19 protein-coding genes and 1 tRNA gene are annotated in these 20,672 nt (G+C 32.3%); 14 read left to right on the forward strand and 6 right to left on the reverse strand.

The genetic code is table 11. The annotated features are described in order from the left end of the window. The first annotated feature begins 3 nt into the window (after window positions 1-3). A complete protein-coding gene (locus tag OLM57_RS05835) occupies window positions 4-1,281 on the forward strand; it encodes a tyrosine-type recombinase/integrase (protein ID WP_264566298.1) in 1,278 nt (425 codons plus the stop codon). 101 nt (window positions 1,282-1,382) lie between these two features. After that, window positions 1,383-2,219, forward strand: a complete 837-nt coding sequence (locus tag OLM57_RS05840) for a hypothetical protein (protein WP_264566299.1) — start codon at window positions 1,383-1,385, stop codon at window positions 2,217-2,219. Between the two features lie 120 nt (window positions 2,220-2,339). Here OLM57_RS05840 and OLM57_RS05845 read toward each other — a convergent pair whose 3' ends face one another. Continuing rightward, window positions 2,340-3,377, reverse strand: coding sequence for a hypothetical protein (locus OLM57_RS05845; RefSeq protein WP_264566300.1), 1,038 nt, complete (start codon window positions 3,375-3,377; stop codon window positions 2,340-2,342). Between the two features lie 166 nt (window positions 3,378-3,543). Here OLM57_RS05845 and OLM57_RS05850 point away from each other — a divergent pair, with 166 nt between their 5' ends. After that, the gene (locus OLM57_RS05850; RefSeq protein ID WP_264566301.1) at window positions 3,544-3,891 is read left to right on the forward strand and encodes a hypothetical protein; all 348 of its coding nucleotides are present in this window, start codon (window positions 3,544-3,546) and stop codon (window positions 3,889-3,891) included. 112 nt (window positions 3,892-4,003) lie between these two features. Here OLM57_RS05850 and OLM57_RS05855 read toward each other — a convergent pair. Continuing rightward, window positions 4,004-4,080, reverse strand: a tRNA-Ala gene (locus tag OLM57_RS05855). A 126-nt stretch (window positions 4,081-4,206) separates the two neighbouring features. Here OLM57_RS05855 and OLM57_RS05860 point away from each other — a divergent pair. From OLM57_RS05860 to OLM57_RS05875, 4 genes are read left to right on the forward strand one after another with little or no spacing between them, the layout of a single operon-like run. Next, a complete protein-coding gene (locus OLM57_RS05860; RefSeq protein ID WP_264566302.1) occupies window positions 4,207-4,965 on the forward strand; it encodes an enoyl-CoA hydratase/isomerase family protein in 759 nt (252 codons plus the stop codon). Between the two features lie 3 nt (window positions 4,966-4,968). Beyond that, entirely contained in the window at window positions 4,969-5,139 is a 171-nt protein-coding gene (locus tag OLM57_RS05865; RefSeq protein ID WP_264566303.1) for a hypothetical protein, read from the forward strand. Between the two features lie 14 nt (window positions 5,140-5,153). Beyond that, complete coding sequence (locus OLM57_RS05870) at window positions 5,154-6,176, forward strand: hypothetical protein (RefSeq protein ID WP_264566304.1); 1,023 nt, start codon at window positions 5,154-5,156, stop codon at window positions 6,174-6,176. Then, a complete protein-coding gene (locus OLM57_RS05875; protein ID WP_264566305.1) occupies window positions 6,136-8,397 on the forward strand; it encodes a hypothetical protein in 2,262 nt (753 codons plus the stop codon). The genes OLM57_RS05870 and OLM57_RS05875 overlap by 41 nt, the downstream gene beginning before the upstream one ends. Window positions 8,398-8,404: 7 nt before the next feature. On the opposite strand, the gene OLM57_RS05880 is transcribed toward OLM57_RS05875, so the two are convergent. Next, window positions 8,405-9,085 (reverse strand): ComF family protein, encoded by a 681-nt coding sequence (locus tag OLM57_RS05880; RefSeq protein WP_264566306.1) that lies wholly within the window; start codon window positions 9,083-9,085, stop codon window positions 8,405-8,407. 96 nt (window positions 9,086-9,181) lie between these two features. Here OLM57_RS05880 and OLM57_RS05885 point away from each other — a divergent pair, with 96 nt between their 5' ends. From OLM57_RS05885 to OLM57_RS05905, 5 genes are all read left to right on the forward strand, one after another. After that, window positions 9,182-10,723: a glycine--tRNA ligase gene (locus tag OLM57_RS05885; RefSeq protein ID WP_264566307.1), complete on the forward strand. Its 1,542-nt coding sequence runs from the start codon at window positions 9,182-9,184 to the stop codon at window positions 10,721-10,723. A 307-nt stretch (window positions 10,724-11,030) separates the two neighbouring features. Further along, window positions 11,031-11,840, forward strand: a complete 810-nt coding sequence (locus OLM57_RS05890) for a LytR/AlgR family response regulator transcription factor (protein WP_264566308.1) — start codon at window positions 11,031-11,033, stop codon at window positions 11,838-11,840. Window positions 11,841-12,013: 173 nt separating this feature from the next. Next, window positions 12,014-12,274, forward strand: a complete 261-nt coding sequence (locus OLM57_RS05895; RefSeq protein WP_264566309.1) for a hypothetical protein — start codon at window positions 12,014-12,016, stop codon at window positions 12,272-12,274. A 135-nt stretch (window positions 12,275-12,409) separates the two neighbouring features. Continuing rightward, window positions 12,410-14,425: a sensor histidine kinase gene (locus OLM57_RS05900; protein ID WP_319800273.1), complete on the forward strand. Its 2,016-nt coding sequence runs from the start codon at window positions 12,410-12,412 to the stop codon at window positions 14,423-14,425. Then, the gene (locus tag OLM57_RS05905; RefSeq protein WP_264566311.1) at window positions 14,422-15,126 is read left to right on the forward strand and encodes a response regulator; all 705 of its coding nucleotides are present in this window, start codon (window positions 14,422-14,424) and stop codon (window positions 15,124-15,126) included. Before OLM57_RS05900 ends, OLM57_RS05905 begins: the two co-directional genes overlap by 4 nt. A gap of 383 nt (window positions 15,127-15,509) precedes the next feature. On the opposite strand, the gene OLM57_RS05910 is transcribed toward OLM57_RS05905, so the two are convergent. Next, a complete protein-coding gene (locus tag OLM57_RS05910) occupies window positions 15,510-15,731 on the reverse strand; it encodes a hypothetical protein (protein WP_264566312.1) in 222 nt (73 codons plus the stop codon). 216 nt (window positions 15,732-15,947) lie between these two features. On the opposite strand from OLM57_RS05910, the gene OLM57_RS05915 reads away from it, so the two are divergent. Further along, a complete protein-coding gene (locus tag OLM57_RS05915) occupies window positions 15,948-16,292 on the forward strand; it encodes a hypothetical protein (protein ID WP_264566313.1) in 345 nt (114 codons plus the stop codon). 163 nt (window positions 16,293-16,455) lie between these two features. Then, entirely contained in the window at window positions 16,456-18,663 is a 2,208-nt protein-coding gene (locus tag OLM57_RS05920) for a TonB-dependent receptor (RefSeq protein ID WP_264566314.1), read from the forward strand. A 55-nt stretch (window positions 18,664-18,718) separates the two neighbouring features. Here OLM57_RS05920 and mtgA read toward each other — a convergent pair whose 3' ends face one another. Both mtgA and OLM57_RS05930 read right to left on the reverse strand, forming a co-directional pair. Continuing rightward, a complete protein-coding gene (mtgA, locus tag OLM57_RS05925) occupies window positions 18,719-19,465 on the reverse strand; it encodes a monofunctional biosynthetic peptidoglycan transglycosylase (RefSeq protein ID WP_264566315.1) in 747 nt (248 codons plus the stop codon). A gap of 1 nt (window position 19,466) precedes the next feature. Further along, window positions 19,467-20,579, reverse strand: coding sequence for an NAD(P)/FAD-dependent oxidoreductase (locus tag OLM57_RS05930; RefSeq protein WP_264566316.1), 1,113 nt, complete (start codon window positions 20,577-20,579; stop codon window positions 19,467-19,469). Window positions 20,580-20,672: the final 93 nt, after the last annotated feature.

The following is a 20,672-nucleotide window of genomic DNA, read 5'->3' on the forward strand; positions in this document are numbered from 1 at the left end:
ACTATGAAAATATTGAAATATAAAAAATTCGCAGGTTTGCACATCGTGTGTAAGAAGTGTGGCAGACATATAGAAGTATCACAAACCACATATAAAGGCTGTATTCATCCATTAGACCGCCAAAAGTATAAAGCCGTATTTAAAGCAAATGGAGTCCGCAAAACGAGGGATTTAAAGTCATTGGATTATGATGATGCAATTAGAGAATTGCTTGATTTTAAAGAGGAATTAGCAAATCCAATTCAGTTCATTTCTAAGCCCCAAAAAGTTGAGGTTAAAATCGAGCTGCTGAAGGATTGTATAATGATGTTTGGGGATTGGCTTGAAAATGTTGATGTCCCAAATCATCAAAAGAGACCTCGTACAAATGGATATATTAAAACGACACTTCAATATCTGGTAAGATTTAGTAAGTTTTTAGAAGATAATAAGTTCGACCTCAACAAATTTAAAATCTATGATTTGAATGATGTTATCGTTGGTAAATACTATGATTATTTAGATGAGACCTGCAAGATGGCATCTACTCATAATCATAATACTAAGGCATTAAAGAATTTCAATAATTTTTTAATTAACCATAAAGGCTTCAATGTTCCAAATTATTTTGGAAAAATAAAATTGAAATATGAAAGCATGAACCCAACTAGCATTAAGGATGACGATTTTAAAAAACTATTGGATGCAATATCAAACAAAGATTCTATAACTATTTACCCTGATGGACGTAGAAAAAATGAGTACAGACCTTATACCAGAGATGCGATAGAGCTGGTTGCCTATACAGGTATGAGGATTGAAGAAACTATGGTTTTAAAGTATTCTGATATTGTTTTAGATTATGATGGCAATGTTCAACATTTAGTTGGAACAGATTTAAAATTTGAAAGAGCCCATAATTGGAATAACACCAAGGCTCCTAAAAAAGTTATGATTCCAACCTCAATTGAGTTAGAAAATTTATTGAATAGACTGGAATACAAGAAATATTTAGGTTCTGATAAATATCTGATAGCCGATGATTATGATATTTCTAGAAAAACTCTTAAAACTCAGATAAGTCATTCGTTTACTTTTTTCAGAAAGAAAGCGGGACTCTCCGATGATTTTAGTATTAAGCATTTGCGAAAAACATTCTTAACAAAATTGCATACTAAAACTGGTTTTATTGAGTCATTGGGATATCAAAGGTCGGCAAAGGTAACGTTAAACAATTATATAGATAAAGTTCAGGTTGTAAAAGAGATTAATAGAATTGGGTTTGGGTATTTTAGCGAATAGTGAGACCCTTACAAAGAAATTAATAAAAAACTTGTAAGTATTATTTAATATATTTGGGAAAGCCGATTTCAATCGAGTTTCAAAACTAAATGTTGCTATATATGATTACAAAATTATTGGTAATTCAAAAAATTGAGGAAGATGGAAATGTAAATATATTTCAAGCTCTGTCTGAAAATTTTCAATGGACATTTGAAACAGATAAGACAGTAAAAGAAGTCAAAAAGGTAGAAGAATATTTTCCGTTTATAATATTTGGGGATGTTAATGTTCTCAAACGAAAACCAGGACGTGAAACAAAAACACTAATTGAAGAAAATGCTATAATATTTCATGATGATTATGGTATCCCTGAAGGAACTGTAATAGGAATTTTACCTCCAGAGAATTTTATTCCTGATATAATTAAATTCAAGGATAATCCATATATACCAGTAAATTTGGTCGGGCAAGTAACAACAAGACCTCCTGGTCAAATTCAGATTTTGTATAATAAAAATCATCATAGGTGCGCCATAATTCTACATATTCATGAAAGACAGTTGTTTGGGATAAAATGCTCTTTTAAAAAAGTTTCTAGTGAACAATTCCCTGAGAATACTGAATCATGGGGAGATGAATTATTTGATGTGAGTATTTCAAGGAATTTACTCAATATAGACACAATAAAGACCGAGGATTTAAAAGTTTTTAATGAAACAATAAACATTCTTGACTTACCAGAAATAAATACTTTACTTAATGAAATACTTGAAGCTTTAAAATCAAATGACAAATCTAAAGCCCAAAGTAAATTAGCAAAATTTGGAAAAATTATTTCATCATCTGCTAGCACTGCTGCAAATATTAGCAAGGTAGTGGAAAGCCTAAGTAATGGGGGAGCTATAAACGAGTTCGTAAAACAAGTTGTTAAATACGTTGCAATAGATAGATTCTAAATATCGTCTATCTAAACAAGAGTATTTATAATAATGCAACTATCACAATGTACGGAATTAAACTATGGAGGATACCTTTGATATGAAATGGTTAAAATTATCATAGGATATTTAAATTATTTACTCTTTAACTTGGTAAAATTCCATAATGGTTTCTTGCATTATTTTTAGTTCATTTTCAAGATTTCTCTTTCCAGGTTTTACATCACTGTTTGCAATATTTTTTAATATTTTTTCTTTTAATCTCAAGTCCATTTTCCTGCCTTGATTTGGAAGCAATCTTTGATGGAGTAAATCCAATTTTGAAACTAATTTTGAAATTTTTTTCTCAGCAAAGAATTTGACCATTTTATCAATAATTGCTTTATAATCGTTAAAATCGACACTATAAATTTCTTCAATTTGAAATGGAGTATTAAATTTACTCATCTCCTGTAGTGGATAGGAGCCAAAAAAATCATTAATCATTCCTTTCAAGTGGCTTTTTTTGAAGTATAAGTAAATAATGTATTCATCTATGACTAGGAAATATGGTCTTTCCGAAAAAGGATGTCCGTATTGAAAAGTTGGAAATGTATCTGAAAAATTTGGAGCTCTTAGGATTTTATAACCGATATCTAATAAGTCTGAGTCCTCTACATCAATTACAATGGAATTAATATCTATATTTAGATATTTACTAAGAATTCTTTGTAATTTCTTTTCATCTTTATCTTTTAGTTTAAATCCGCTATTTGGCATTATTGATATTCTCCAAATTACTGATGTCCAAAATATGAATCCTAAAAATGAAATTTTATTAGTTTGATAGGATGTGTTTGGAGGGGAAATTATTTTTAAAGATTTTGAATATTCGCTTTCAATAATTGCTAGTTTTTTTTCACAGGTATCGCAGAAAAAATTATCCACAATACCATCGATATTATTTTGTTCTAACAATTGTTCATCAACAGGTCCATAAATGTCTTCAAGTTTTTCAGGGAGAATGGCTCTTCCGAAAAACATCTTTGAATCATTTTCATCAATTGCAAATCCAAGCTCTTTATCTCTTTTTGATTCTCCTTCCTCATTGTAAATCCGCTTCACTAAAAAGTGTGGTACTATGTGCGAACCTGTTTGGTTTGCATCATTTTGATTACAGATAAGACATTTTTCCATAATTAACATATTTTGGCACAAGATAATATTTTTAAAAAATAAATTTAGGCAACTTCTTTATTTTAGATGTGATTTAAATGTGCTAGAGTTTGTAGTCCTTTTTTTAATAGTTAGATTTGTTTAAAATTACAGTTTTTGACAAACTGTTTAAAACAAATTATAAAGTATGGCAAAATCAGTTCCGCATATTTCAGAAGAATATTATTGCAATGATTGCAATGATTATAAAGATTTTTTAGATGTCAATACAAATTGGAAATGTCCCATATGTGGGAATTATGTTCAAATAAAAATAGTAATTGGTAATACTATAGACCAAAGTTGTTTTAGAATTCCTGTTTCAGAATTAAATTCTAATGATATCGTTTTGTTGCATAGAAATGCTGACTTTAATGAAGTTCTTGGAATAACCAATTTTGGAGATAAAGTTTTCTTAAATATAAAAGAATATGGAAGTTTAAAAATGAATAAAGACGATACAATTTTAAAATTAAATGGAGGTTGGTATCATTAATTTAGTTCGTTTAAAGAATATTTTGACAGTGTTTTTTTTTAGAAAAGTACACTCTAAAAGAGCACTTAGATAAAATAAAAAAGCCTTACATTTCTGTAAGGCTTGATTTTACTGGTGGAGAATATCGGATTCGAACCGACCACCTCTTGCCTGCCAGGCAAGCGCTCTAGCCAAATGAGCTAATCCCCCAATTGTGCCGCAAATATAACATATAATTATAGGAATATGCAAATTTCAAAATGACAATTGTTTTAAATCCAAAAAAATAATTAATTGCTGCAGTTACTTTTTTAACTTTACATCAAAATACGTCTTATGCTCACACCCGATAAAAACGGAACACTCTTAACAACCATAGATAACAAAATTGCTACGGTACAGTTTGGTCATCCGGCCAGTAACTCTTTCCCGAGAGTTTTGTTGGATCGATTGACCAATGAAATTACTTTTTTGAGTGACAATCCAGAGATTTCAGTAATTGTTTTAAAGAGCGAGGGCAATGGTGCATTTTGTGCCGGCGCTTCCTTTGATGAGTTACTTGCAGTAAGTACATTAGAAGAAGGTACACGTTTTTTTTCAGGTTTTGCCAATCTGATTAATGCGATGCGCAACTGCAAAAAAATAATAGTGGGACGTATTCACGGAAAAGCGGTAGGAGGTGGCGTAGGGATTGCATCTGCTTGCGATTATGCTTTTGCAACTACTGAAAGTGCCGTCAAATTATCTGAATTGGCTATAGGAATTGGGCCATTTGTGATTGAACCCGCTGTGAGCAGAAAAATTGGAAAAATGGCAATGTCTGAAATGACATTAGGGGCACACGAATGGAAAACAGCGGCTTGGGCCCACCAAAAAGGATTGTATGCCAAAGTGTTGGAAACGCAAGAAGAATTGGATTTAGAAGTAACTGCCTTTGCAAAAAAACTATCCAGTTATAATCCGGAAGCCCTTTTTGAAATGAAAAAAGTATTTTGGGAAGGAACCTCACATTGGGACAAATTATTAAAAGAAAGAGCTGCAATTTCAGGCAAACTTGTCTTATCCCAATTTACTAGAAACGCTTTAATTAAATAAAAAATGACTCATTACTTTCTACTGCTTCAGAATGTTAACATCGAAGAAAAAATTAAAAATGCTCCCAACGAAGGATATCAAATAGGTGTGCTTATTGGCTCTTTTATTCCTTTTGTTTTGCTGGTAGGAATTGCCTATTGGACCTATTATCGTGCTAAAAACAGAAAAGAGTAGTTTTTTATTTTAGCATGAAATATTCAAAATCATTTAGAAAAACAGTCTTTTTCATTAGTTTGTTTTTTCTTTTTATTTCCTGTTCTCAACAGGAACAACCCACAATTTCTTTTTATTACTGGAAAACCATTTTCAGGCTTTCGCCAAAAGAAAAAAACACCTTGGCAACATACCAAGTCCAGCGACTTTATATTCGGTATTTTGATGTTGATTTAAATAATCAAACCCAAATGCCTTATCCCAGAACTCCAATTCGTTTTGAGGAAACAAGTACTGATTTTGAAATTATTCCTGTCGTGTATATCAAAAACAAAGTGATGCTCGACAAAAAATTAAACGTGTTGGATTTAGCTCAAAAAACAAACAGTTTCATTCAGCAAATCAACTCAAAAAACAATATTAGCATTCGGGAAATTCAGATCGATTGTGATTGGACTCTGGCAAGCAAAGACAATTACCTGCATTTTATAGAAGCCTTCAAAAAGATTTCAAACAAAAAACTCTCGGCAACCATTCGCCTTCATCAGATAAAATATTTTAAAAAAACAAAAATTCCCAACGTAGATCGAGGTGTCCTTATGTATTATAATATGGGTAAAATCGCTCCCGATTCTTTAAACTCGATATACGATCGCAACATTGCCAACCGTTATTTATCCAGCCTGCAACATTATCCATTGCCCATAGACATTGCATTGCCCATATATTCCTGGGGCATCCAAATGAGAGACGGAAAAATAATTGGACTTAGAAACAAAATTGATGTTGAAAATTTAAAAAATAACAGTAGTTTTGTTCTTACAAAAAAGAATTGGTTTTCTGTTAAGACTTCCAACTTTCAAGATGGTATTTTTTATAAAGAAAATGACCAATTAAAAATAGAAACCATATCAAAAGATGATTTGCTTGAAATGGCAAGCGATCTTGAAAAAAATACAACTCAAAATCCAAAGGAAATTATCTTTTACGATTTAGACGAATTCAATTTAAAAAATTATGAAGAAGGCCTTTTTAAAAAAATTATTAATTGCTTTTAGCGCGCTTACTCTTTTAGTTTACGGAACTATCTATGCCTGTGCGGATGGAGATTGGGGTTGGTCATTCGATTCTAACTTTACGCCAGAAACATTTGTAGACAAATCCTACTCGCCTCTTTTCTTATCTACAGATGTTTTTTATGGAATTGGTTTCGATACTGAACATATCACTCGATTCAATAATGAAATAATAGAAGATTGGTCTGTTTTTCTGGAATCAAAAATAAACAAGAAGGATTTAACTTTTTTCTTAACCGATTCAAGTAGCGCCGATGTTTCTAGTTTAGTGGCCTATTACAAAAATGGAAAAGCAAATAAATTTTCTGAAAAATGGAACAAAAAAATCAAATTAAGTGACTCCAAAATAAAAGATTTCCTATTGTTTTTGAATGAAGCACAAGCTGTTGAAACCTATTCTACGCAACAATTCGATTCTTGGAATTATGACGAAACAACAAAGCCTCAGCTTTTAACCGATACTAATTGGATCAAATCTTTGGAAAAAAAATACAACGAAACCAAAGATCCTTTCCTAAAAAACAGGTATTGGTTTCTGGTAATAAAAGCCGATTTTTACAGCAATCAACAAGAAAATGGCGTTACTTTCTTTAACCAGACAGAAAAATCAGCACCCAAAAACACTTTGTATTACAGAGCATTGGCGTATCTGGCCGGAATTGAGTACAGACAAAATCATTATGCCAAATCCAATTTTCTTTACAGTCAGGTTTTTGACAAATGCCCAACTTTGCGAGTAGTTTCAGCCTACTGCTTTCATCCGCAAGAAGAGAAAGACTGGAAACAATCCTTGTCTCTGGCAAAGAACAATGATGAAAAAGCAGCACTTTGGGCCATACAAGGCTATTACAATGACGAAGAAAAAGCCATAGCCGAAATCTATAAATTGCAACCTCAAAATCAACACCTAGATTATTTATTGACCCGATTAATTAATAATCAGGAAAATAAAATAGACCAATCTTTTAAAGACAAAACGGTTCTTGAAAACAAAAAAAGAACCAAAGACAGTATTCATAAATCGACAATCGATTTGGTTATCAAAATTGCACAATCCGATAAAACTGCAAAGCCTTATTTATGGAATGTGGCAGCGGGTTATCTGGAAACCTTAAACGGAAATTTCAAACAAGCCGATAAGGATTTCGACAAAGCCGAAAGCAAAATGCCAAAAACACCTTTGGCTATTAATCAGGTTCGTTTATTAAGATTTGTCAATAACCTCAGTAAAATAGACCAGTTGAATCCAGAAAACGAAAGAACGATTTTAGCTGATTTGTCTTGGTTGTATTTCGAATTGCCTAAAAATCCGATCGAGAATTTTCGTTATGAAAATGCTACAGCATGGAGCAAAAACTATTTGGCAGCACTTTACCGTTCCCAAAAAAATACCGTGATGACCGAAATTTTCAATCACGAATCTGGTTTTTATGACAATGAAAAACAGCTGCTCGCCATGAAGGCTTTTTTATCCAAAGAAAACAAAACAGAATTAGAAAAAATTGGATCATCCATTTATGAAATAAAACTAGCTGACATAAATTATTTTCAGGGAGTCAAAGCTACTTTTCAAAATAAAATTCCAGAAGCTATTGCGTTTATGAAACAAGCCGAAGGATTGGAAAAAACAGTTTTTTATGGAAATCCATTTTTGGGGAACATCAAAGATTGCCATGATTGCGATCACCAGGCTCCTCAAAAAAAGAAATATACAATACTTGATTTCTTGACCATTATACAAAAAATGCAAGATAATGCAGCCAAACAAGTCGATCTGTATAACAACAATCTTTTGCTTGGAAATGCTTTTTACAACATCACCCATTTTGGTAACGGCCGTTTATTTTATGAAGGTAATATTGCAGGAGAAGGCTCAACACCAGATTTTTTTAGAGACCCTATTCGGGACATGATTACCAATTGTTCTTTGGCAAAAGTCTATTACGAAAAAGCATTTTTGGCAACAAAAAACAACGAGCAAAAAGCCAAATGTCAATATATGATTGCCAAATGTGAACGCAATGATTTTTACAACAAAAAATACTACTCACTTAATTTATCCACTTGGGACATTCAGGATGACCAAACCAATTTTATTGCTTGGCAAGGTTTTAAAAATTTAAAAAACAATTATTCTAAAACCAAATACTATCAAGAAATCATCAACGAATGCGGTTATTTTAGAACATACAGTTCAAAATAATTAATCACTAACTCGCCATTGCCATACAAACAATACTGATTTTTGCTCCTGGAATTTTAAGTAACGCTTTCGAACAAGCTTCGAGAGTCGCTCCTGTTGTCAATACATCATCAATCAACAGAAAATGTTTGTTGCTGTCTTCTTCGCCGAAAGCAACATCAAAAACAGTCTCAATTCCTTCTATTCTCCCCAAAAGATTTTTCTTAGACTGGGTTTTCGAATATACTTTTCGAATTAGAATTGAATTATTCATAGGAATTTTAAAATTCTCGGACAATGCCTTTCCAAAATTGGTTACCTGATTATAACCACGCTCTTTCATGCGTTTTTTATGCAAAGGAACCGGAATAATTACGTCTACTTGTTTTAAAATATCCGAATTTTTTAAATCTTCTGCATACCAGTCCCCCAAAACGGTTCCAATTTCTTCATGTCCTTTGTATTTCAAATTATGAATCAATTCCTGAACCATTCCTTTTTTATGAAAATACAATAATGCCGAAACATGTTCGACAGGAATTCGCCCATAAAATTTTTTGAAAGCTTCATTTTCGGGATCCAAATGATGGTTTGTCAAAGGCAACTCATGCCTGCAAACCGTGCAAATCACATATTCATTGGTAGCAATAAATGATTTGCAACTGGTACAGACTGGCGGGAAAAATAGGTTTATCAGGGATTTAAGCATAAAAAAATTGATTTATCCATAAAAATAAGAAAACCGAGGATTCAAACTTCATTTTTTTTCTTTTTTTAATTTCCCTTTTTATATTTTTGCACTATTATGGCAAAACAAGAAGATTTATTTAAGAATGTAGTTTCGCACGCAAAAGAGTACGGATTTATTTTTCCGTCAAGCGAAATATACGATGGTTTAAGTGCAGTCTATGATTATGCACAAAACGGAGTAGAATTAAAAAAGAACATACGCGAATATTGGTGGAAATCGATGGTTCAAATGAACGATAATATCGTAGGATTGGACGCGGCAATATTGATGCACCCAACGACTTGGAAAGCATCGGGTCACGTAGATGCATTCAACGATCCATTAATAGACAACAAAGATTCAAAAAGAAGATACAGAGCCGATGTTTTGATTGAAGATTATGCTGAAAAGCTAAATCTAAAAGCCAAAAAAGAAATCGAAAAAGCGAAAGCTCGTTTTGGAGAGGCTTTCAACGAACAGGAATTCATCACAACCAACGCTAGAGTTGTAGAATACTTGGCTAAAGAAAGAGAAATTCTGGAAAGAATGGGACGTTCTTTAGGCGCTGGAGATTTGGAAGATGTAAAAGCATTAATCGAAGAACTGGAAATTGCTGATCCTGAAACTGGTTCTAGAAATTGGACCGAAGTTCGTCAATTTAACTTGATGTTTGGAACTAAATTAGGAGCTTCTGCAGATACGGCAATGGATTTGTATTTACGTCCCGAAACCGCACAAGGTATTTTTGTAAATTTCTTGAACGTACAAAAATCAGGAAGAATGAAAGTTCCTTTTGGTATTGCCCAAACCGGAAAAGCCTTTAGAAACGAAATCGTAGCCAGACAGTTCATTTTCCGTATGCGTGAGTTTGAACAAATGGAAATGCAATTTTTTGTACGCCCAGGTGAAGAAATGCAATGGTACGAACATTGGAAAACAACCCGTTTGAACTGGCATTTATCTCTTGGTTTAGGAAAAGAAAATTACCGTTTTCACGATCACGAAAAACTGGCTCACTACGCCAATGCAGCGGCTGATATTGAGTTTAATTTCCCTTTTGGTTTCAAAGAATTAGAAGGAATTCACTCTCGTACCGATTTTGATTTAAAAGCACACGAACAATTCTCAGGCAGAAAATTACAGTATTTTGATGCTGAATTGAATCAAAACTACGTTCCTTATGTAGTGGAAACTTCAGTAGGATTAGATAGAATGTTCTTGGCAGTTTTTGCAACTTCCTTAAAAGAAGAAACATTGGAAGACGGTTCAACCAGAACAGTATTGAAATTACCTTCAGTTCTTGCTCCCACAAAAGCGGCCGTTTTACCATTGGTTAAAAAAGACGGATTGCCAGAAATTTCAAAAAAAATCATAGATGATTTGAAATGGGATTTCAATGTAGCCTATGATGAAAAAGATGCAGTAGGAAGACGCTACAGAAGACAAGATGCGTTGGGAACTCCTTTTTGCATCACGGTCGATCACCAAACAATAGAAGACCAAACCGTTACGATTCGTCATAGAGATACAATGAAACAAGACCGAGTAAACATTACCGACTTGAAATCAATAATAGAAAATGAAGTTTCTATGAAAAACTGGTTGATGAAAATGTAACTATTAGATTCCATATATTATAAAAAATGCTTCTCAATTGGGAAGCATTTTTTTTGTAAAAATGATAAGACATATTACAAAAAAGAGTTTATCTAGACGTATATATTTAATTTACAACTGAATAAAAGTTAATTTTAAAGCTTTTTTGTCGTAAAAGTGTAAAGAAAACATAAATTTGTTTAATTTTATTTCCTTAAATTAATTTAAAACTAAAAAAAATTTACTTTGGATGAATTCAAAAAATAAAATTTAGAATTTAAGAACCAAACCATTTTTTTTAGCCCCAAAAAATTAAGTGTACCAAAAAATGAATTACACCTACATTATTATAGATGACGATCCAGAAAGTGTTTTGAAGACCAAGGCAATTGCCAGTGAGTTTTCGGAATTGAATTTTCTAGCTTCAACAGATAATTATGCCGATGGTGTGAACTTGATATTACAACATACACCTAAACTTATTTTTCTAGAAATAGACCCAAACGATAAGACCAGCAATTTATCTTTACAACTAATTAATGGGTTATTGATGTATTTGAAAGAATTGCCAAAAATCGTTATTACAACAAAAAATAAAGATTTGGCTTTTGATTGCATCAAATATGAAGTAACAGATTATCTATTGAAGCCATTACAAGTAATCGATTTTGTAAAATTGATGCACAAATTAAACAAATACAATACCGAAGATGAAATTGTCCTTGTTCAAAAAACTATTCATAAGGAAAAACAATTGCCTGAAGATATTTTATTAAACAAAAACAGAAAATCTTTTATTTTATGTGTCAAATCATACGGAGATCATCGATATATTGATTCTAATGAAATTTGTTATTTTCAGGCTGATAATAATTCTACCGACATCCATTTAAAAAATGGAGAAATGATTACGGCTTTCAAAACATTGAAACATTTTGAAACCGTCTTGTCCAACCCATTTATAAGAATACACAATAGTTACATTGTTAACAGAAATTACATCTCAAGGATTCATACTGGAAATTCACTTTGCTACATCAAAAAGACTACTATAAAACTCCCATTTTCAAAATCGTACAAAACGAATGTAGATTTTATAATTAGTGAATTTGCAAATGAAAATTATATTGAAACTTAAAAATAACCATCTGCCCCGATTTGGTATTCATTCACTAACAAACGAATACCATTGACCATAAACGTCTTTTTTTGAGCTGATTATCGCGACTTACTGTTTAGTTTTACAAAAGAATTCCAACACAAACGGAATAAAAAACGTAAAAAATAACAACAACATAAAGTCTCAAAATCATGAAAAAAGCTACATTAACAATCGGATTATTTACAGTAGTAACTGCACTAACTTCTTTTGCAAACCCAATAATTTCAACTTCTAAAATAATTGCAACAAATGAAGTTACATCAATTGATGGCACTGGAAACCAGTCCACTGGAGGAAACAGAAAGGTAGACTATAATGGAAATGGAAAAATCGTAGTTTCGACAATTAAAATGCAGGGTATTGATGGCACTGGAAACCAGTCCACTGGAGGAAATAGAAAAGTAGATTAAAAAAGTCCATAAAAAATATTAAATATTAAGGCGGTCATTTATTTGATCGTCTTTTTTTATATGAATATATTTAGTATTTTTGATTTAATACAAAAGCCTCTATTGAAAAAATATTTCTTCATATTATTATTTTTTTTGATTCTTATATTTGGTTGCACCAATAAAAAAAAATCAAAACAAAATGCCTCATCCTCAGAAGATAGCCTTTCTTCATATCTTACCTTAGCTAATGATATTCGGTTACCTTTAGAATACAAACAAAAATACAATCAAAAAGCATTTGACATTATAATTGGCCAGAAAGATGATTCTATCAATAAAGTAAATTTATTCAAAATAGCCAATCGTTATTACAACATGGACGATTGGAAAGGGTACTTTCAAACATCAAAACTTATTTTAGAACGATCAAAAAAAAGTCATGATATAGTAAACATGGCAAAAGCCTATACTTATTTAGGAGATTATTATAGCGCTAAAGTAATTTCGGATAGTGCATTTTACTACTATTTCAAGGCTGAAAAACTCTATCTAAACCTTAATGACAATTATAATCTTGCCAAAACTATAATCAATAAAGCCAATTTACAGTTCAATGAAAGTGATCTCTTTAATTGTGAAATAGCTGTTTTCAAGGCATTACGCACTTTGAAAACCGAAAAAGCAAATGATTTACTGTATGAATCTTACAATCTGTTAGGCATATTATATAATGAACGGGAAGAATACGATAAAGCTTTAGAATACCACAATAAAGCATTAATAAGTCTTGATGACAAATCAATTCCAATAGAATTTCAATCCAGAGCCACTTCATTAAACAATATGGGTTATGTGTATTTAAATTTAAAAAATTACCAACAAGCCAAAATTTATTTTGAAAAAGGATTGCAACAAGAAAATTTATTTGTTGACAAACCCAAACTTTATGCCATGTTGTTGGATAATTTGGCTTATGCAAAATTTAAATTGAATGAATCTGACAATCTCCCCGATCAATTTTATCAAGCTCTAAAAATTAGGGATAGTCTAAAAGTGATACCTGGAATCATATCAAGTAAATTACGTTTGTCTGAATATTTTTATTCCAAAAAAGACACTTTAAAAGCTATTCAATATGCCAAGCAGTCACTCATGCTTTCCCGCAGTACAAGCCGCTTAAGAAGCATTCTTGAAGCCTTAAAACAAATTGGGAATGTAGATACCAAACATGCTTCTGTTTATTCAAAAGAATATATTCTTATCAATGATCGTTTACAAAAAGCAGAACGAAATATGGGTGAAAAATTTTCACGAATAGAATATGAAACAGATGAAATTAAAGTAGAGAACACCAATCTGGAAGGGCAAAATAAAAAACTTTTGTTAATTTTTAGTTTTGTGGTTATTTTGGCAATATTATTGTATACCATTAAATCTCAAAAGGTTAAGCAGCGAGAATTGATGTTTAAACAGCAACAACAACAAGCCAATGCCGAAATTTATAACTTAATGATTACACAACAAAACGCTATTGAAATCAATAGTATTAAAGAGAAAAAAAGAGTGGCTCGAGAATTGCATGATGGCGTTCTGGGAAGAATGTTTGGTGTCCGAATCAATTTAGATAGTTTAAACAAAATCAAAGACGACTCAGGAATTGAAAAAAGATTGAACTATTTGGCCGAATTAAAAAATATTGAACAGGATATTCGTGAAATTTCACATAATTTAAGTAGAGAAAAATCAGAATTAATTAATAACTTCGTGGCAATCGTTACTAATTTATTTGAAGAACAAAAAAAGACTTACCAAGCAAAATTTCTAGCTCGCATTGAATCGACCATTAAATGGGATTTGATTGATAACTCTATTAAGATTAATTTGTATCGAATTGTTCAAGAGTCCTTACAGAATTGTAACAAATATGCAAATGCCACAACTATAAAAGTCGAGTTTAAAAAACAAGGGGGTAATTTGATTCTAAAAATAAGTGATAATGGAATCGGCTTTAATATCTACAGGGCAAAAAAGGGAATTGGTTTGCAAAATATTAAATCAAGAACTAATGAATGCCATGGAACACTTGAAATTAAATCAACAGAAGGTGAAGGCACTTCTATTACAGTAACAATCCCAATTGAACAAATTCAAAAACCTACAACAAAATGATAATTGAATCAAAAGTGGAAACATTAATTAAGAAAAACATCTTAATTGTAGACGATCATCCCTTTATCATAGACGGATACAAAAATGCAATTACCCGATATAATCCAAACTTATACGAATATTCATTTACTCAAGGTAAAGACTGTGAAACAGGATATAACATTATAACAAATCCAGAAACAGCTCCTTTTGATGTTGCATTTTTAGATATTAGCATGCCTGTATATGAAAGAAAAGGAATTAATTCTGGTGAGGATTTAGCAAAATTAATTATGCAATTAATGCCGAATTGCAAAATCATTTTACTCACGATGTACACAGAATTGCTAAAAATAAAAAACATCATAGACACCATAAATCCGGCTGGGCTTGTGATCAAAAATGATTTAACCTTTGATGAATTACTTTTTGGTTTTGATAAAATATTGAAAGACGAGATTTATTATAGCCATTCTGTAATTAAAATGGCAAATCAAAATGAGAATGGTGATGATATTGATGATGGTGTGGACCAATTTGACAAACTTATCTTATTCCATATCTCTAAAGGAACGAGAACAAAAGATATTCCACAGTACATTCCAATTTCATTAACTGCGATAGAAAGAAGAAAAGCCCATTTAAAAGAACTGTTTCAAATTCAAGAAGGAAATGACATTGATTTGATTAAAGAAGCGAAAAACAAAGGCATTATTTTTTAATCAGTTGAATTCCTCGAGGCTTTGCCTCGGGATAAGAAAGGAAATTTCGAAAACCTAAGGTTTTCATAAAACTAAAAATTTACTTTTTTCCTACAGATATCTCGAGGCTGTGCCTCGGGGTAGTTTATTAAAATTTTTGTTTAATAAACAGTTTGACTTCTGGTATCTAAAAAAGTGACTAGGAAAATGCTCTTGTTTATAATAGAATAAACAAGAGCATTTTGAGTGTCAATTATGTATTTTCTATATCCAAATATTTTGGATTGTGGGCATAATTATCACTGCTTATTTTATCTAATAGCTTGTATACACTTGTTTCAAAGTCTTACATTTATTTTAATGTCCATTGTTCGAAGAGATAATCAATAACTTAAAAAAACGTTTCAAGCGAAGTTTCTGATCACACAATTTCTATTATTGTGTTTTCTTTTTATGTAGTCTGCTATCTTTTGTTTGGCTTCTTTCTGAGTATAAGTTCTTCCTTCTTCAATATCTTTTTTCCCTTTTTCAATTAGTGAAAGTTGATTTTCAGAAATGGATTTTGACCAATCTGATTGGTCATTTTTGTCTTTTAAAAAATCAACATATTGGTCTACTTCTTGCAAAAGGTTTGAAGGAAGAGATTTTATTTTTTGGTTATTTTTTGAAACTGTTGCAGAAGGTATAGCTGTAAATCTTTCGTTTCGAATTTATTTACTGAAAAAATAAAAAGTAATACTGATTTATTTTAATCAAGGATAGAATGAATTTTTCAAATAAATTAAGCCTAATTTTAAAAATCAAATTATTTTGCCACTCCTCTTTTTATTACCTTTACGGTGATGAAAAGGAAACTGCTTATACTAAATCTTTCTTTTGTTGTTCTACTATTGTTCTCAATAGTTGCTCAGTCATTTGATAGCATTAGCCATTTACAGGAAAAATTTTCTGAAAAAGATTGTCACCACAAGTACAATTCCAGTGCAGAAATTACACATCAGCATCACAGTTTTGATCATTGTTATGTTTGTCAGTTTCAATTTAGCAGTTCGATTACTCCAAAAGATTTTGCTTTTCAATTTTATACCTGGGATGTAGAAATTCCATATTCTTTTACAAACACTGAAACCATTATTTCGTTTTCAGGCAGTTTGTATTCCTATCGAGGCCCCCCAAATTGTATATAGATAACTCTATTTTTTAGAGTTGTTTTATTTTTAAATTAATTTCATTCGCTGACAATTTTCTTTTTTTAAGAGATTTTGTCGGTGTAATTATTATTTACAAATAGTTTCAATCTTCATTTGCTTTTCTAAAAGTATTTTGTTTTGAAACAATACAATTATTCTAATGAAAAAATACATACTATCTCTATTTTTGGGGCTTACCACTCTTTTACAAGCGCAAAATACATTGTCGGGAAAGGTTACAGACGCCAATAACAATCCATTAATAGGTGTTTCGGTTTATGCGGCCGAATTGAATAAATCTACCACTACAGATGCAAACGGAATGTTTCAATTAGCGGAACTTCCAAATGGAGAATTGACATTGACATTTTCTTTTATTGGTTTTTTAAAACAAAATAAAACAATTGAAAAGATTCAAAATGTTCAAAAACTAGATGTTATTTTAGAAGAAACAGCTTTTCAAATGGATGAGGTAATCGTTTCGACTCCTTTTACAAAACTGCAATCTCAAAACGTCATGAAGGTCGATCGCGAAAGCGTTAAAACCATGCAGGAAAAAGGTACTGCCACCTTGATTGAAGGATTGGCTACCATTCCAGGAGTTTCTCAAATTTCGACCGGAACTTCTATAGGAAAACCTGTTATTAGAGGATTAAGTGGCAATCGAGTTTTGGTTTATACGCAAGGGGTTCGACTCGAAAATCAGCAGTTTGGTGACGAGCACGGTTTGGGATTAAACGATGCTGGGGTCGAAAGTGTTGAGGTTATAAAAGGTCCCGCTTCTTTGCTTTATGGTTCAGATGCATTAGGAGGTGTACTATTTTTTAATCCAGAAAAATTTGCTTTGGCCAATACTCTTCAAGGGGATTTCGGGCAACGTTTATTTTCAAATACTCTTGGGAGCAGTACTACTTTGGGCTTGAAAACTTCTACCAATAATTGGAAGTATTTAGTCCGTGGGGCTTACAACACCCAATCCGATTATAAAATTCCAGATGGTGATCGCGTTACCAATACCCGATTTCAGGAAATGGATTTTAAAGCCGGAATTGGCTACAGCAATGCTAAATTTTCGAGTGTTTTGAGATACAATTATAATAATTTGGATTTGGGAATTCCGGAAGATGGAGTTGCAGATCAAACCACAGCCAAAAAGCCAGCTTTTCCAAAGCAAGGTGTTTACAACAATTTGTTTTCACTAAATAACACTTTGTATTTTAACAATTCAAAAATGGATGTGAATTTAGGCTATATCAAGAATGACCGTTCAGAGTTTGAAGATAGTGATGTGGCTGTTTTACATATGATTTTGAACACATTCGATTATAATATAAAATACTATTTGCCCGCTATTGGAAAAGTAGAAACTATTGTTGGAGTACAAGGAATGTCTCAGGAAAATAAAAATTTGGCAGAAGAATTCTTGATTCCAAATGCAAAAACGAATGATTTTGGAGTTTTTGGAACTGGGATTTATGATTGGGGAGTAAACTCTTTGCAAGCCGGTCTTCGTTTTGATTACCGACATTTAATCTCTGAAGAAAACGGAATTCTTGGTCAAGAAGGTTATTTTGAAGCATTGAATAAAACCTATGATAGTTTTAATGCATCGTTGGGTTATAAAACTTCTTTTGTAGAAGATTTAACCATTAGATTGAATGCCGCTACGGGTTTTAAAGCACCAACATTGGCAGAGTTATCGTCGAATGGGGTTCATGAAGGAACTTTTCGATATGAAATAGGAAATCCAAACTTAAAAACCGAGCAAAATCTACAAACCGATTTGGATTTAGAATATAAAATCAGTCATTTTGAGTTTAGTGTGAGTGCTTTTTACAATCATATAAAAGATTATATCTACGCATCTCCAACTGGAGTTGAAATTGATGGATTTCAAGTGTATGATTATATTCAAAACAATGCCAATTTGTATGGTGGAGAAATAGCAATGCACATTCATCCACATCCACTAGATTGGTTGCATTTTGAAACTAGTTTTGAAACCGTTACCGGGAAATTACAATCGGGAGGTTATTTACCTCAAATTCCGGCAAACAATTGGAATAACACCTTAAAATTTGATTTCACGAATAATAAATGGTTTCAAGATGGTTTTGCAACTTTGAACGTTTCGACTACGTTTAGTCAGGATAAAGTAAGTGGGTTTGACATTCCCTCAGACGGTTATACACTGCTGAATATGGGTTTTGAAGGAAAAGTAAAGCTCGGCAATACCGCTTTTGATGTTAATTTGAATGGAAATAATTTACTGAACAAAACCTATGTTCCGCATTTGTCCCGTTTGGCCAGTGATGGGATTCCAAATATAGGAATCAATTTTATTTTGGGAGTTGCATTTAAATTTTAAAAGGTCAATTTTTTAGAATTATAAACCCCAATAACTACTGTTATTGGGGTTTATTTTAATATTCAATTTTTCCCATGTGTCTCATAATCCGAACAATTTTGGCTTTCCTATTGTTTATATATGAAGAAGAACTCGTGGCTTTGTATTTCCTTGGATTAGGCAAAATAGCGGCTATTCCTGCGGCTTGAACAGGAGTAAGACTAGATGCATCTTTTCGGTACCAATGTTCTGTTGCGGCATAGGCTCCGTAAACGCCGTCTCCCATTTCGATGCTGTTGAGATACACTTCCATAATACGCTCTTTGCCCCAAATAAGTTCTATCAACACTGTGAAATATGCTTCCAGGCCTTTTCTTAGATAGCTTCGGCCTTGCCATAGAAAAACATTTTTGGCGGTTTGTTGCGATATGGTACTTCCGCCTTTTATTTTTCGGCCTCTTTCGTTGCTTTTGTAGGCTTTTTGCATGGCGATAAAATCAAATCCATTGTGAGTTAAGAAGGTGCCGTCTTCACTGGCAATTACTGCTTTTTGCAAATTCATCGATATTTTATCAAGGGGTTCCCAATTGTGGTCAAAATAGACTTCTTTTCCGGCGGCTTTGTTTTCTATAGCACGAATAACCATTAAAGGAGTAAACGGTACTGGGACGAATTTAAAAAGGACCACAAAAAATATCGAAATTCCAAAGAACCATAATAAGGCTTTCAATAAAAACCATTTTACTTTGGTCATAAAACTTCCCGATTTTTTTTTGACAGGTTTTTTTGCTGTTGTTTTCTTTGGTGTTATTTTGGTCGCCATTTTATACTAAATCTGCTAAATCTGTTCCTATTAAACTGCCTATTGCCACTCCCATTCCGCCTAGTCGTACACCGCAATAAACGTTTTCAGACAATTGCTCTACTATTGGGTTTTTACTGTTTCCAATGCCCATGATCCCGCTCCAACGATGATTGATTTTAAAATCCTGGTTGGGCAAAATTACTTCTTTTAATAAGTCTTCCAATTTTTTTTGTACAATTTCTGTTTGACCGAATTCGGTTGTGGTTTCAGTTTTAAAATCCAGATTTCTGCCGCCTCCCAGAAGTATTCTATTTCCAATGTTCCTAAAATAATAATATCCTTTGTCCAGATGAAAAGTTCCTTTTATGTCTAAGTTAGGAATGGGTTCTGTGATTAAAACCTGTGCTCTTGCTGGTTTTACTGCGCCTTTGGTTAGTGAGTTGGCAAAGCCGTTGGTAGCAAATAAGAGTTTTTTGGTAGTAAAACTAAAATCGCCCAGTGCAACTTCAACACCATTTTCATTGTCTAAAAAGGAGGTAACAGTTTGTTGATTCAGAATTAAAACATCTTGAGCAACAGCTTGTTTTAATAAGGCTTGCATCATATTTCCAGTATCTATTTGTGCTTCAAAAGGGTTGAAAATTAAATATTCGTGAATGCCGCCAAACCCAAAACGATCTACTTCTTTGGCAAATACATCGGCCTTGAAAAGTGGTTTTAATATTTCATTTATAAAAGGGAGTCTGTTGCAACATTCCGTATAACTGTTGTCATGATCTTTCAAAAAGAGTTCATAACCGCCATAGGGTTTAAAATCAATTATTGCATCTCCTAGCCTTTTTCTTAGCAATTGCAGACCGATCCAGCGCTTTTGTATTAGTTGAATTACTTCTTCTTCGGTATGTGATTTTAAATCCTCAATGATTTCTGAAATGCTTCCAAAGCAGGCGAAACCAGCATTTTTTGTGCTCGCTCCCTGTGGCAACATTCCTTTTTCGAGAATTAATATTTTACTTTCTGGGTATTTTTCGCGCAAGCGCAAGCCAGTATGTAAACCAACTATTCCGCTACCTACAATAGCGAAGTCTACATTGGTAAACCAATTTTTTAATTCCCAATAGCTTAATTGCATTTGACTATTTTTTTATAAAATTAAATAAAATATTGTGGTTTTTTTATACAGTGCAGTCATTTTAATTAATATGTGGAATAGAATTTGAATAAA

Origin of the sequence: Flavobacterium sp. N3904, from assembly GCF_025947305.1 — a bacterium.
Lineage (GTDB): Bacteria > Bacteroidota > Bacteroidia > Flavobacteriales > Flavobacteriaceae > Flavobacterium.

Bases quoted from the DNA above. Each gene is read 5' to 3' on its own strand.
- OLM57_RS05920 (WP_264566314.1), top strand. From the start codon at position 16,456: ATGAAAAAATACATACTATCTCTATTTTTGGGGCTTACCACTCTTTTA.
- OLM57_RS05880 (WP_264566306.1), bottom strand. From the start codon at position 9,085: ATGCTTAAATCCCTGATAAACCTATTTTTCCCGCCAGTCTGTACCAGT.
- OLM57_RS05860 (WP_264566302.1), top strand. From the start codon at position 4,207: ATGCTCACACCCGATAAAAACGGAACACTCTTAACAACCATAGATAAC.
- OLM57_RS05850 (WP_264566301.1), top strand. From the start codon at position 3,544: ATGGCAAAATCAGTTCCGCATATTTCAGAAGAATATTATTGCAATGAT.
- OLM57_RS05835 (WP_264566298.1), top strand. From the start codon at position 4: ATGAAAATATTGAAATATAAAAAATTCGCAGGTTTGCACATCGTGTGT.
- OLM57_RS05840 (WP_264566299.1), top strand. From the start codon at position 1,383: ATGATTACAAAATTATTGGTAATTCAAAAAATTGAGGAAGATGGAAAT.
- OLM57_RS05865 (WP_264566303.1), top strand. From the start codon at position 4,969: ATGACTCATTACTTTCTACTGCTTCAGAATGTTAACATCGAAGAAAAA.
- OLM57_RS05915 (WP_264566313.1), top strand. From the start codon at position 15,948: ATGAAAAGGAAACTGCTTATACTAAATCTTTCTTTTGTTGTTCTACTA.
- OLM57_RS05890 (WP_264566308.1), top strand. From the start codon at position 11,031: ATGAATTACACCTACATTATTATAGATGACGATCCAGAAAGTGTTTTG.
- OLM57_RS05845 (WP_264566300.1), bottom strand. From the start codon at position 3,377: ATGGAAAAATGTCTTATCTGTAATCAAAATGATGCAAACCAAACAGGT.
- OLM57_RS05895 (WP_264566309.1), top strand. From the start codon at position 12,014: ATGAAAAAAGCTACATTAACAATCGGATTATTTACAGTAGTAACTGCA.
- OLM57_RS05870 (WP_264566304.1), top strand. From the start codon at position 5,154: ATGAAATATTCAAAATCATTTAGAAAAACAGTCTTTTTCATTAGTTTG.
- OLM57_RS05875 (WP_264566305.1), top strand. From the start codon at position 6,136: ATGAAGAAGGCCTTTTTAAAAAAATTATTAATTGCTTTTAGCGCGCTT.
- OLM57_RS05905 (WP_264566311.1), top strand. From the start codon at position 14,422: ATGATAATTGAATCAAAAGTGGAAACATTAATTAAGAAAAACATCTTA.
- OLM57_RS05885 (WP_264566307.1), top strand. From the start codon at position 9,182: ATGGCAAAACAAGAAGATTTATTTAAGAATGTAGTTTCGCACGCAAAA.
- mtgA (WP_264566315.1), bottom strand. From the start codon at position 19,465: ATGGCGACCAAAATAACACCAAAGAAAACAACAGCAAAAAAACCTGTC.
- OLM57_RS05930 (WP_264566316.1), bottom strand. From the start codon at position 20,579: ATGCAATTAAGCTATTGGGAATTAAAAAATTGGTTTACCAATGTAGAC.